The sequence below is a fragment of the Pseudomonas sp. 14P5.3.2 genome, assembly GCF_057799175.1.
Window position 1 is genome coordinate 47,557 of sequence record NZ_JBYOKU010000033.1, and the last position, 13,123, is coordinate 60,679.

Sequence of the window (13,123 nt, forward strand, 5' to 3'; positions counted from 1 at the left end):
GGCTTAACGACCGCGAACGGCTTGTTCCAGCTCGGCAAAGCTTGGACGGTGCGCCGGGTACAGAACCTTGCGCCCGAACTCCACGGCCAGCGATGGCGGCATGCCGGAAGCCGACGCCACCAGCGAGGCCTTGATGGCTTCGTAGACGTTCAGTTCTTCCTTGGCATCGTGCGCCAGGGAGTGCGCCAACGGCCCGAAGAAACCGTAGGCCGCGAGAATACCGAAGAAGGTACCGACCAGTGCCGCACCCACGTGCAGGCCGATGGATTTCTGATCGCCCTCACCCAGCGAAGCCATGGTCACCACGATACCCAGTACCGCCGCGACGATACCGAAACCGGGCATGGCGTCAGCGATACCGTTCACCGCATGGGACGGGTGCTCGAGGTCTTCCTTGAGGCTGTAGAGCTCCATGTCGAACAGGCCTTCCAACTCATGCGGAGCCATGTTGCCGGAGGACATGATGCGCAGGTAATCGCAGATGAACGCGGTCATGCGCTCGTCTTTGAGCACGGCCGGGTACTTGGCGAAGATCGGGCTCGCGGCAGCGTCTTCGATGTCGCCTTCGATGGCCATCATGCCTTCGCGGCGGCTCTTGTTGAGGATCTCGTAGATCAGGCCGAGCACTTCCAGATAGAACGTGTGGCTGAAGCGCGAACTGAACATGCTCAGGGATTTCTTGAGCACGTGCATCGTCATGTAACCGGGGTTGGCCTGCAGGAATGCACCGAGGGCCGCACCACCGATGATCATCACCTCGAAAGGCTGGATCAGGGCGGCAATTTTGCCGTGGGAGAGCACGTATCCGCCGAGCACGCTCGCGAATACGACGATGATGCCGATAATTTTAGCCATAGGTAGGAAAGTACTTACTGAGTCGGGTTCAAGGTCATATTCGGAAGTTAAAAAATCTCTTCTTCTACTTATCGGCAAAACTGCGCCAGACTATAGCCAGTTCAGGCGAAAAGCCAATTTAGCCCATGCCGGGCGCGTCTACAGTCAGTGAAGATCTCGTCCAGACATGGCTAATGAAACGAACGTCCCACATGTAAAACCGACCACGCTCGAGGGCTGGGTCAAGCTGCTCGATGGCGTGCGCCTGCCCGTGCCGCAAGAGGCTCACGACAAGGTTTGCCGGGCGATCCGCGACAACCGCAGCTCGCTGCGCGATATCGCCGACCTGATGCAGGACAGTCCCGCGCTGGCCTTGAGCATCATCCGTGAGGCCAATCGTCACACCCTCGGCACGATGACCGCACCGGCGGAAAATCTCGAGGTGGCGATCAACCGTCTGGGCCTTGCGCGTACCGAAGAATTGCTCGCGCGTCTTCCCGTCGAACCGCAGATGCAGATCCCCAAGGCGCTGCGCCAACTGCAGATGATCAGCCAGCACGCCACACAACAGGCCAACGGTTTTTTCGCCAGTCGCCTCGCGCGGCTGTGGCAGGACATTCATTGGGGCAGCCTGTTGTTTCTCTCGCCGTTATGGCCGCTGGCGCTGACGTTTCCAGAATTGCTCGAAGAGTGGGAAGTGCGAGTTATCCACAAGGGCGAATCGGCCCCGGTCGTCGAGAAGCAACTGTTTGGCGTGCGCCTGCTGAAGATCGCCGAGGCACTGGTCCAGGTCTGGCACCTGCCGATCTGGGTGCAGCAAGGCTATAAACTGCTGCTCAGCGAGCAGCGCGAACTGGTGAAAGTGCTGCGCATCGCCCGTGACAGCGAGCATCCGCTGCGCCAGCAGAATCGCCTCGACGACGATCCGACCCTGCGCCGCTGGCTCAACCAACCGGCCAACACCGTGTTGCTGGCCAACGGCCTGGCGCTGTCGGCGCAACAGGCCTGGGACAGTCCGCACAGTGAGCGCTGGCAGTACCTGACCAGCCTTTATCTGCAAATCTCGATGGACGAAGTGCAGCAGCAGTTGCACCAGCAAGCGGCCAACAGTGCGCGCCAGCATGCAATGCCCGATCTGTGGCACCCGGCCGTTTCATTATTATGGCCGTGGGGCACCCATCGGTTGCCGGCCGGGATGCTGCCGGCGGCCGCGCCGAGTGCCGAGGATCTGACTCAATGGCGCCGGCAATGCGCCGAACTGCTGGCCGAGCCGAGCCGCTTCACCAATGCCATGAGCCTGACCGTCGCCGCGCGTGATGCGCTGGTGGCCAGTGGCATGCGCCGGGTGATGATTCTGATGGCCGACCGCACGCAATCGAATCTGCGGGTGCACCGGACCTTCGGTTTGCCGAAGGAAGCCGCCGCGCTGAATTTTGTCGTTAGTCAGAGCAAAGTTCTGCAACGGTTGCTCGCGCAGCAGGCACAGGTGCGGATCAACCCCGAGAACAACGCGCAATTCTCCGCGCTGCTGCCGCAAGGCCTGCGCACGCTGTTCCGCGGCGAGCACCTGTTCCTGCGCTCGCTGGTCAATAACGGCCGGGTGATCATGATCGTCGTCGCCGACCAGGGCGGTGGGCCGTTCGCCGACATCAGCGTGCAGGCTTTCGGCAAAACCGCGCAGTGCATCGAAAAGGCCCTGCACAGCTTTAGCAGCCGTGGCCGATGAGGCTGCGCTACAATCCCCCCCTTTGTGCTCTGGAGACCTCACATGTCTGACTTCTCTGGCTTGCCGCTCGTCATCGAACCGAGCGACCTGCTCCCTCGGCTGGATGCCAGCGAACTGATTCTGGTGGACCTGACCAGTGCCGCCCGCTATACCGAGGGCCATCTGCCAGGCGCACGCTTTGTCGATCCGAAGCGCACCCAGCTCGGCCAGCCGCCGGCGCCGGGATTGCTGCCAGCCAAGGCCGATCTGGAAGCCCTGTTCGGTGAACTGGGCCATCGCCAGGACGCGGTCTACGTGGTCTATGACGACGAAGGCGGTGGCTGGGCCGGACGCTTCATCTGGTTGCTCGACGTGATCGGCCACGACAAGTACCACTACCTCGACGGCGGTCTGCCGGCGTGGCTGGAAGCGGGTATGCCGATGTCGATCCAGGTTCCGCCTGCGGTGGGCGGCCCGGTGGCGCTGACCCTGCACGACGAGCCGACGGCCACCCGCGAATACCTGCAAAGCCGGCTCGGCGCCGCCGATCTGGCGATCTGGGATGCGCGCGGACCGCTGGAGTTTTCGGGCGAGAAGGTGCTGGCTGCCAAGGGCGGACACATTCCCGGCGCGGTCAACTTCGAGTGGACCGCCGGCATGGACAAGGCGCGTCAGTTGCGGATTCGCACGGATATGCCGCAGATCCTCGATGACCTCGGGATCACCAAGGACAAAGAAATCATTACTCACTGCCAGACCCATCACCGGTCGGGCTTCACTTATCTGGTGGCCAAATCCCTCGGTTATCCGCGGGTCAAGGGCTACGCCGGTTCCTGGGGCGAATGGGGCAACCACCCTGATACGCCTGTCGAGATTCAAGGTTCTAAGGACAACTAATGAAAGAGCGTCTGTTTATCCTCAGCCAGTACCTGCTGCCTCATCACTTGCTGTCGCGCCTGGCCGGCTGCGTTGCCGAGTGCCGCGTGCGCTGGTTCAAGAATGCCTTCACCCAGTGGTTCGCCAAGCGTTATCAAGTGGACATGTCGCAAACACTGGTTGAAGACCTGACCGCCTACGAGCACTTCAACGCGTTCTTCACCCGTGCCCTGAAGGACGGCGCGCGGCCACTGGACCAGACTCCGGGCGCAATCCTCAGCCCGGCCGACGGTGCAGTCAGCCAGCTCGGCCCGATCGAACACGGTCGCGTGTTCCAGGCCAAGGGCCACAGCTTCAGCGTGCTGGAACTGCTCGGCGGTGACGCCGCCAATGCCGCGCCATTCATGGGCGGCGACTTCGCCACCATTTACCTGTCGCCGAAGGACTACCACCGCGTGCACATGCCGCTGGCCGGCACTCTGCGCGAAATGGTCTACATCCCGGGCCGGATCTTCTCGGTCAACCAGACCACTGCCGAAAACGTCCCGGAACTGTTCGCCCGCAACGAGCGCGTGGCGTGCATCTTCGACACCGAGCGCGGGCCGATGGCCGTGGTACTGGTCGGCGCGATGATCGTCGCTTCGATCGAAACCGTATGGGCCGGTCTGGTCACCCCACCGAAGCGCGAACTGAAAACCTTCCGCTACGACGAAGCTGCCCGTGCGCCGATTCATCTGGAAAAAGGCGCGGAACTGGGGCGTTTCAAACTGGGTTCGACGGCGATCGTGCTGTTCGGCCCGGATCAAGTGAAGTGGACTGAAGAACTGGTGGCGGGTTCGCCAGTGCAGATGGGCCAGGCCCTGGCCCTGCCGACTGCCTGAGCCGGCTGATCCGCCCTTTCACACGTCTGTGAAGGGGCGGACACGACCTGGGAGGCGCCGTTACTCTATCTGCCCACGGAAGCCGATCGGCCCTTCGTTGGCGTAGGTATTGGTGCCACTGAGGTTTTTCCCTCCATCGCTGGAAGTGACGCTCAACGCGACCACGTCCTGATTGTCCCGACCACCGATCACCCACTTGCCGCCCGGATGCCATGGGGCATCATTGCCACCCCACTGGTTCTCGACGTTGTATTGATTCTGACCGGTGCGCTGCGCCTTGAAGCCAATCGGGCCTTCGCCGGCGTAAGTCATGGTGCCGGTGAAGCTTTTGCCGCCATCGCTCGACTTGATCTCGATGGCGACGACTTTCTGGTTGTCCCGCCCGCCCAACACCCAGGTTCCACCCGGATGCCACGGTGCCGAACTGCCGCCCCATTGATTTGCCACTGCATATTTAGACATGAACCTCATCTCCTTGAAGTTTCGGGAGACCTGCCCGAGGTTGACGGCAGGCCGTGCAACCGTGCGTTTCCGATCGCACGCCTGAGAGCCTAGTAGGGCTTGTCGAATGGCATCCGGCCAGCAGACCAGCGGTCAAAAAGCCTGCCGCCATCCGGCGAAACGGATCACAGCTGCTAGAGTTCTCGGAGTTGCCTATTTCGCCGCTGGAGCCCGTCACGGCATGAGTGAGTCACGCCCCCAACCCTCCCTGCGCGCCCCGATCCCGACGCAAACGCGCCTGTCGTTCTGCGAAGCCACCCCGCGCGACCTCAAGCGCTGGATCGCCGGCCTGCCCAAGGCCAACATCGGCGAAACCGCTCGCCAGTTGTACCAGGGCCTGGGCGAACTCAACCAATTGCTTACCCCCAGCGACAATCGCCTGCACCTCCTGGAGCTGCTGCGCCCCGAGGTGTATTTCGTTTGTCAGCATCTGGAGCGGCACTTCCTGCTTCAGGCGATCATGCTCGATGACCGTTCGCGCAAGATCAGCAATCTGTGCCAGGCGCTGCAAAGTCAGCTGGCCATCGGCTACAAGCAGATCGTTCTGCGCATTGCGCCTAAGTACACCAAGGATCGTGCGGCGCTGGTCAGTCAGGCCCTGCAACGGGCAGCACATGCACTCAAGGGGCAACTGCTGCGCGCGACGCAGCTGTATAGCCCGCCGCCGGAGCATCTGTGGATCGAGCTGCATCAGCTGTATCGCTGCGCCTGCGCATTGCAGTTGCATCAGCGCCAGGTGCCTGACGATCTGGCGAGCCTGAGCAGCGAACTGAGCCTGGAACAGACCTATATCGCCGCGTTGCTGCTGGGCAGCGCCCGTTGCAATCAATTGCGTCAGAACCAGATCGCCCGACTGGCCGAAGTGCTGGAACCGTGGAGCGCCCTGCTCAAGCTGCATCCCGGCAGGCCGGACGATGGACTGTTCGCCATCAGCGCCGAACTGGACGCCGGTCCGCGTTACCGCAGCATGTTTCGCAAAGAACAACAGGGCGCACTGCAGGGCTTCGATCCACAACCGCTGGTGAACGTGATCGAAGCGCATTTACTGCAGCAAGAGACGTCGACGCCGCTGCCCGTCCCGGCAGGACTAAGCCTCGATACCCTGCAGCATTTGCACGCGAGTTGGGGACATACCGCCGAGCGCAGCTTTCAGCGCACCATCGGTCAGGGCAGCCTGAGCGTGTGCGTCGGCATGAGCGCCCTGCACTTTTATCTGGGCGGCGAGCGCACTTTCAGCGAACTGCTGAAACATCCCGGCGCCCGCGCGGCGAACTTCAGCCGCGCCGTGGTTCAGGGCGAAAAGGACAGCTGGAGCCAGGCCTTCGACGCCGCCCCACTGAGCGCGGCTGAGGAATTGCTGCCGTACGAGGAAATTCAGTACGAGCACTTGGGCGACGATGAAAGCAACGCCAGCAGCACTCCACACTACCCGACCTACACGTTAGCGGTGATCAACCACAGTCCCGGCGGCTATTGCTTGATGTGGCCGAGTGACGTGCCCGCCGAGTTGCAGGCCGGGGAAATGGTCGGTATTCAGGACAGCTCGAATCAGGGCTGGAGCATTGCGGTGATCCGCTGGATTCGTCAGGTACGCGGCAGCGGGCCGCAAATGGGCATCGAGCTGGTGGCGCCACACGCCGAACCCTGTGGCTTGCAACTGGTGCGTTCGCGGGACGATCACAGCCACTATTTGCGCGGCCTGTTGCTGCCCGAGATCAGCGCCATCGACTTGCCCGCGACCTTGCTCGCCCCGCGCCTGCCGTTTCAGGAAGGCAATAAAGTGCTGATCAACACCCACGGCGAAGAACACCGCGCCGGACTGGATCGACGGGTGGCGAGTACGCACAGTTTCAATCAGTTTGCCTATCGCTCGCTGGAAGCCGCGCAGAATGGCGGGGGCGAGGAGAATTTCGACTCGTTGTGGAAATCGCTTTAGATCGAGTTGAGCCCTTCGCGAGCAAGCCCGCTCCCACAGGAGACCGAGTTCCAATGTGGGAGCGGGCTTGCTCGCGAAGTGGCCAGCTCAGACAACAGAGATTTCAGAGTTGCCCGTCGCGATCGCGAAAGCCCAGCAGATACAGCACGCCATCCAGCCCAAGGGTGGAAATCGCCTGCTTGGCCGACTGCTTGACCAGCGGCTTGGCGCGGAACGCTACACCCAGGCCGGCAATCGCCAGCATTGGCAGGTCATTCGCGCCATCGCCGACAGCGATGGTCTGCTCCAGACACAAGCCTTCCTTGTGCGCCAGTTCCTTCAGCAGATCTGCTTTACGCTGCGCATCGACAATCGGCTCGATGGCCACGCCGGTGCACTTGCCATCGACCACTTCCAGTTCGTTGGCGAACACGTAGTCGATGCCGAGTTTGGCCTGCAACTGCTTGGCGAAGTAAGTGAAGCCGCCGGACAGGATCGCGGTCTTGTAGCCCAGGCGCTTGAGTTCGGCGAACAGGGTTTCCGCGCCTTCGGTCAGGCGCAGCGAAGCACCGATCGAGTCCAGCACGCTGACATCCAGGCCCTTGAGCAGCGCCAGGCGCTCCTTGAAGCTGGCGCGGAAATCCAGTTCGCCGGCCATCGCGCGCTCGGTGATGGCCGAGACTTGCTCGCCGACACCGGCGGCCTTGGCCAGTTCGTCGATGACTTCGGCTTCAATCAGGGTCGAGTCCATGTCGAACACCGCCAGACGCCGGTTGCGACGGAACAGCGAATCTTCCTGGAAGGCGATGTCGACATTCAGTTCCTGAGCAACGCTGAGAAATTCGGCACGCAGGGCCTGCGGATCAGCCGCTTCGCCACGCACGGAGAACTCGATGCAGCCCTTGCCCTTGTCGGCTGGCGTGTCCAGTGGCATGCGACCCGACAAACGGTCGATATGATCGATATTCAGACCATATTTGGCAGTGATCGAACTGACAGCCTGCAACTGACCGGCGGTCACTTTGCGGGTCAACAGGGTGACGATGTGGCGTTTTTTGCCCTGATTGCCCACCCACTGCTGGTAATCCTCTTCGGACACCGGGGTGAAGCGCACCTGCTGCTCAAGCTCGTAGCCCTTGAACAGAATGTCCTTGAGCACGGCTTTGCCTTGCTCGGAGTCGGGTATTTCAACCAGGATGCCGAACGACAGGGTGTCGTGGATCACCGCCTGACCGATGTCGAGAATGTTCACACCACCCTGGGCCAGAACGCCGGTAATGGCCGCAGTCAGACCCGGACGGTCGACTCCCGTGATGTTAATCAGGACGATTTCGCGCAACGCGCACCCCCGCAACTGGAAAAAAACCGCATTCTACCCACTTTCAGTGACCATCGGGCACCGCGAGCGCTTTGCCGGTCTAGGGCCTGTCGCTATACTGCGCGTCAACTTCACGGACAAAAGAGCCGAGCTCAGTGAACCGGCCCACGCCAGTTAAAACCGATAACTTCTTCCTGCTGATCTTCCGTGCACTGCGCCACCGCCGTGTGCCGATTGCATTGCGCATTGCCAGCCATAACGTGATCCTGGTCGCTCTGGCCCTGGTGATCTATGCCGGGGTGATGGGCTTGCAGTTCAAGCAGGCCATGCACGAGCAGGCCGATGCGCTGGGCGAAAGCCTGACCACGCAGACCGCCACCTCTGCCACTGAACTGTTGGTGTCCAACGACATCCTCAGCCTCAACGTGCTGCTCAACAACCTGACCAAGAACAAGCTGGTTGCACACGCCGCTATCTATAGCGTGGACAACCGCATCCTCGCCGAATCCGGTCAGCGCCCCAAGCACAGCCTGCTGGGCGAAGCCGAGGGCATGTACGAGAGCAAGATCACCTTCCAGGACGTGACTGCCGGGCAACTGCGCATCAGCCTGGACATGGATCAGTTCCAGCAGCCGATGACCATCAGCCTGCAAAGCATGGGTATTCTCAGCGCGATTCTGCTGGCCCTGTCGCTGGCCCTGAGCCTGCGCATGGGTCGCTACCTGTCGACGCCGCTGCTGCAATTGCGCGTCTGGCTGCGCAACATCGACGAATACACCCCGGCCACCGACCGTCAGGACGAGATCGGTGATCTGGCGCGTCAGCTGCACGCCAACTTCGCTCCGGAACCTGCGCCAAAACCAGAGCCCGAGCCGGAACCCGAGTTCGAGGAGGAGGATGAGCCAGAGTTTGAGGTACGCAATCTGCGTGACCCGAGCTTTGACGAAACCCGCCCGATGGCCGCGCAAAAGCCTGCGCCGCGCCACGTGGTCAGCACCGTTGAAGACGATGATGACGACGAAGACCCGTTTGCCGATCTGCGCGACGAGTCGCTGACCGAAGCCGCTCCAGCGGCCCCGCGTCAGGCGACCCCGAGCGTGCCGCAACACAGCGCGGTGCTGGCGATCCAGTTGGGTTCGCAAGAGCAACTGCGGCGCCTGCCGCGTGCCCGTCTGGAAGAGTTGCTGGAGCGCTATCGCGACTGCCTCGACCAGGCCGCTTCGCTGTATCAGGGCGAAATCGAAACCCTGAACGATGGCAGCACACTGATGCTGTTCCACACCGAAGACAGCGGCGACGACTATCTGACCAATGCCATCTGCTGCGGCGAGCTGCTGCGGGCGCTGGGCCATCAGTTGCAGATCGAAGTCGCCGACAGCGGCATCACCCTGCAATTGCAACTGGGCCTGACCCTGGGCGATGACCTGTTCGGTCTGAGCCAGATCGACCTGCTGCTGACCGATTCGGCCCAGGATGCCCTGGCCCTGTCGCAACACAGCCGCAATCTGCTGCTGGTCGAGCGCAAGATCGGTGATGATGCGCTGATTCGCCAGCGTGCGCGGATCCGCCCGATCGCCAGCCCTGAGGGTGCCTGCTGTGTCGAGCGGCTGATGGAGCCTTATCCGTCGATGCTGGAGCGGCAACTGGCGCGGATGCATGAGCGCCGGGCGTAAGCCTTAGGCCAGATGCACAGAAGCCCGCAGACGAGTGATTGTCTGCGGGCTTTTTTGTTGCCTGTACCGGCCCTTTCGCGAGCAAGCTCGCTCCCACAGTGGACGGTTGCTGCCACAGACCTTGTGAACACCTTCAAGACCTGTGGGAGCGAGCTTGCTCGCGAAGAGGCCCGCACTGACGGCAAAGATTTCCAGCCCCCAGACACGACAAAGCCCGCACAAGGCGGGCTTTGTTTTGACTCGAACCAGACTCAGAAGCGGAACACTTCCATATCGGTGCGAATCGGCGAAGCCATCGGAATCTTCGGTTGCTTATCGGCATCCGCCGCCGGCGCTGCCGGTTTTGGCGCCGCTTTACGCGGAGCTTCGGCCACTGGTGGCTGGTTGGCCAATGGCTTGAGCGCCACCGACAACTGCTCGGCCAGACGCTGCAGCAGAATGCCCTGCGCCTGAACCTGCGAAGCCGTAGTCCCGGCGTGCAGCTCTTGCAGATGAACGATGCGGTTATCGCGCACCTGACCACGACGATCGATCAGACGCCATTGCGCATCGAGGATCGCCGGTTGTTTCTCACCGGAGTCCAGACGCGTGATGGTCAGCAATACCTGCACATCCGGGGTAAAGCCCAACGTGGCCGGTGCCAGCACCACACGCTGGCTGTCGAGATGACCGGCCACCTGACGCATCAGCAATTGATCGATATCCGACGAAAGGCTGCCGGCCCAGCGACCGTCGGTCGAGGCTTGCAGGCTGCCGTCCGGTTGACGTTGCAGCAGGGTTTCACGTTGCAGGTAGTCGGCCACGACTACCGGACCCAACAAAACCGCCATGCCTGCGCTTTGCGCAGGCTGAACCGGACTTCCACTGTCCAGTTGATACAGCGACACCGGCTGGTGAACGCTGCAGCCCGCCAGGCCCAAAACGCCAGCGAGCAGGAAAATAAGGGGGCGCAGAGCAGTCATCATCCCGTCCAGGTGGCCGCCACAAGGCTGACCACAGTGAAAATACTCAATAAATATGAAGAACGCTCGGCCACGCCGGCGTTTGGAAAGGCCATATCATCCGTGAATATGCGTTCCGACTCCAGCGCCAAAGCGTCGATCTACGCGTTAAATCGCAGATCGAGCTCTCTAGGAGGGCGTTCTCGCCTAATTGAGGTTTTCGACGAGCAGCGCATCTACTCGCTGGAAGCCACGTGGCAGCTTATTGCCACGACGTCCGCGTTCACCCTTGTAGTGTTCGAGGTCGTCGGCCTTCAGCGAGAGTGTCCGCTTGCCGGCCTGCAGTACCAAGGTGGCGCCTTCCGGAAGCACGGCGATGTCCGTGACATATTCTTCGCGACTGGCCACGCGCTCACCGGAAATCCCGATGATCTTGTTACCTTTGCCCTTGCCCAGCTGTGGCAGATCGCTGATTTTGAAAATCAGCAGGCGCCCCTCGGTCGTGACCGAGGCCAGCCAGTTCTGTTCACGATCGGCGACCGGACGCGGCGCGATGACTTTGGCGTTGTTCGGCAGGCTCAACAAAGCTTTACCAGCCTTGTTCTTGGCTTGCAGGTCTTCGCCTTTGACCACGAAACCGTAACCGGCGTCGGAGGCGATCACGTACAACGCATCGTCTTCCGGCATCAGCACGCATTCGAAGGTCGCGCCCGGTGGCGGGGTCAGGCGGCCGGTCAACGGCTCGCCCTGGCCCCGAGCCGATGGCAAGGTGTGCGCGGCCACCGAGTAACTGCGGCCGGTGGAGTCGATAAACACCGCAAACTGGTTGGAACGCCCCGCCGCCGAGGTCTTGAAGCCGTCGCCAGCCTTGTACGACAGACCGGTGGCGTCGATGTCATGCCCCTTGGCCGAGCGAATCCAGCCTTTTTCCGACAGGACAACGGTGACTTTCTCGTTCGGCAGCAGATCGTGCTCGGTCAGCGCCTTGGCTTCAGCGCGCTCGACGATTGGCGAACGACGGTCATCGCCGTAAGTTTCCGCGTCTTTCAGCAGCTCGGTGCGCACCAGCTTCTTCAGCTTGGCTTCGCTGCCCAGCAGGGCTTGCAGCTTGGCCTGTTCCTTGAGCAGTTCGTCCTGCTCGTCACGCAGTTTCATCTCTTCCAGTCGCGCCAACTGCCGCAGACGGGTGTCGAGGATGTAGTCAGCCTGAATCTCGCTGAGGGCGAAACGCTCGATCAGTTTGGCTTTCGGGTGTTCCTCGGTGCGGATGATGTGGATCACTTCATCCAGGTTGAGGTAGGCGATCAACAAACCGTCCAACAGGTGCAGACGACGTTCGACCTTGTCGAGGCGGAATTGCAGGCGGCGACGCACAGTCAGCACGCGGAACTCCAGCCATTCGACCAGCAACGCCCGCAGGTTTTTCAGCTGCGGTTTGCCGTCCAGACCGATGATGTTGACGTTGACCCGGTAGGTCGACTCCAGCTCGGTGCTGGCGAACAGGTGCTGCATCAGCGCTTCGTGATCGACGCGGCTGTTGACCGGAATGATCACGATACGGCACGGGTTTTCGTGGTCGGATTCGTCACGCAGGTCGGCGATCTGCGGCGCTTTCGACGGTTTGGCCTGCATCAGCGCGGCGATCTGCTCCAGCACTTTGGCCCCGGAGACCTGGTGCGGCAGCGCGGTGACGATGATGTCGCCGTCCTCGACGTGGTACACGGCGCGCATGCGCACCGAGCCCTTGCCGGTTTCGTACATTTTCAGCAGGTCGGCGCGCGGGGTGATGATTTCCGCTTCGGTCGGATAGTCCGGGCCTTGAATGTGCTCGCAGAGCTGTTCGACCGTGGCCTTCGGCTCATCGAGCAGACGCACGCAAGCGGTGGCGACTTCGCGCAGGTTGTGCGGCGGTACATCGGTGGCCATACCGACAGCGATGCCGGTGGTGCCGTTGAGCAGGATGTTCGGCAAACGTGCCGGCAACACCAGCGGTTCCTGCAAGGTGCCGTCGAAGTTCGGCCCCCAGTCAGCGGTGCCTTGGCCCAATTCGCTGAGCAGCACTTCGGAATAACGCGACAGACGGGCTTCGGTGTAACGCATGGCAGCGAAGGACTTCGGATCGTCCGGCGCACCCCAGTTGCCCTGGCCGTCGACCAGCGTGTAGCGATAGCTGAACGGCTGGGCCATCAGCACCATCGCTTCGTAGCACGCCGAATCGCCGTGCGGGTGGAACTTGCCGAGCACGTCACCGACGGTACGCGCCGATTTCTTGTGCTTGGAATCGGCGTCCAGCCCCAGTTCGCTCATGGCGTAGACAATACGCCGCTGTACCGGTTTCAGGCCGTCGCCGATATGCGGCAGGGCACGGTCCATGATCACGTACATGGAGTAGTTGAGGTAGGCATTTTCGGTGAAGTCAGCCAGCGAGCGGCGTTCTACACCGTCCAGGCTGAGATCAAGGGAGTCGCTCATGCGGGCC

Annotated in this window: 10 protein-coding genes; 5 read left to right on the plus strand and 5 right to left on the minus strand. The window is 61.7% G+C overall.

Annotated elements, in window-relative coordinates:
- Window positions 1-3 precede the first annotated feature (3 nt).
- A complete protein-coding gene (gene motA, locus AC27VU_RS22735) occupies window positions 4-855 on the minus strand; it encodes a flagellar motor stator protein MotA (protein ID WP_007952169.1) in 852 nt (283 codons plus the stop codon).
- Window positions 856-1,021: 166 nt separating this feature from the next.
- On the opposite strand from motA, the gene AC27VU_RS22740 reads away from it, so the two are divergent.
- The 3 genes from AC27VU_RS22740 to asd are packed head-to-tail and all read left to right on the plus strand — an operon-like array spanning window position 1,022 to window position 4,296.
- Complete coding sequence (locus AC27VU_RS22740; protein WP_488724977.1) at window positions 1,022-2,560, plus strand: HDOD domain-containing protein; 1,539 nt, start codon at window positions 1,022-1,024, stop codon at window positions 2,558-2,560.
- Window positions 2,561-2,602: 42 nt separating this feature from the next.
- Window positions 2,603-3,436: a thiosulfate sulfurtransferase gene (gene rhdA, locus AC27VU_RS22745; protein ID WP_262141472.1), complete on the plus strand. Its 834-nt coding sequence runs from the start codon at window positions 2,603-2,605 to the stop codon at window positions 3,434-3,436.
- Window positions 3,436-4,296, plus strand: coding sequence for an archaetidylserine decarboxylase (gene asd / locus AC27VU_RS22750; RefSeq protein ID WP_488724978.1), 861 nt, complete (start codon window positions 3,436-3,438; stop codon window positions 4,294-4,296). Before rhdA ends, asd begins: the two co-directional genes overlap by 1 nt.
- Before the next feature lie 60 nt (window positions 4,297-4,356).
- Here asd and AC27VU_RS22755 read toward each other — a convergent pair whose 3' ends face one another.
- The gene (locus AC27VU_RS22755; protein ID WP_103485522.1) at window positions 4,357-4,758 is read right to left on the minus strand and encodes a lectin OAA family protein; all 402 of its coding nucleotides are present in this window, start codon (window positions 4,756-4,758) and stop codon (window positions 4,357-4,359) included.
- Window positions 4,759-4,978: 220 nt separating this feature from the next.
- On the opposite strand from AC27VU_RS22755, the gene AC27VU_RS22760 reads away from it, so the two are divergent.
- The gene (locus AC27VU_RS22760) at window positions 4,979-6,733 is read left to right on the plus strand and encodes a molecular chaperone (protein ID WP_488724979.1); all 1,755 of its coding nucleotides are present in this window, start codon (window positions 4,979-4,981) and stop codon (window positions 6,731-6,733) included.
- A gap of 103 nt (window positions 6,734-6,836) precedes the next feature.
- On the opposite strand, the gene serB is transcribed toward AC27VU_RS22760, so the two are convergent.
- Window positions 6,837-8,051 carry a phosphoserine phosphatase SerB gene (serB, locus tag AC27VU_RS22765; RefSeq protein ID WP_003221079.1) on the minus strand — a complete coding sequence of 405 codons (1,215 nt, stop codon included), beginning with the start codon at window positions 8,049-8,051 and terminating at the stop codon, window positions 6,837-6,839.
- Window positions 8,052-8,185: 134 nt separating this feature from the next.
- On the opposite strand from serB, the gene AC27VU_RS22770 reads away from it, so the two are divergent.
- Window positions 8,186-9,703, plus strand: a complete 1,518-nt coding sequence (locus AC27VU_RS22770; protein ID WP_003221078.1) for an AhpA/YtjB family protein — start codon at window positions 8,186-8,188, stop codon at window positions 9,701-9,703.
- A 251-nt stretch (window positions 9,704-9,954) separates the two neighbouring features.
- Here the strand turns inward: AC27VU_RS22770 and AC27VU_RS22775 are convergent, their stop codons facing one another.
- A complete protein-coding gene (locus AC27VU_RS22775) occupies window positions 9,955-10,665 on the minus strand; it encodes a PqiC family protein (protein WP_003221076.1) in 711 nt (236 codons plus the stop codon).
- 186 nt (window positions 10,666-10,851) lie between these two features.
- On the minus strand, window positions 10,852-13,116 hold the full coding sequence (gene parC, locus AC27VU_RS22780) for a DNA topoisomerase IV subunit A (RefSeq protein ID WP_003221074.1): 2,265 nt from the start codon (window positions 13,114-13,116) through the stop codon (window positions 10,852-10,854).
- Window positions 13,117-13,123: the final 7 nt, after the last annotated feature.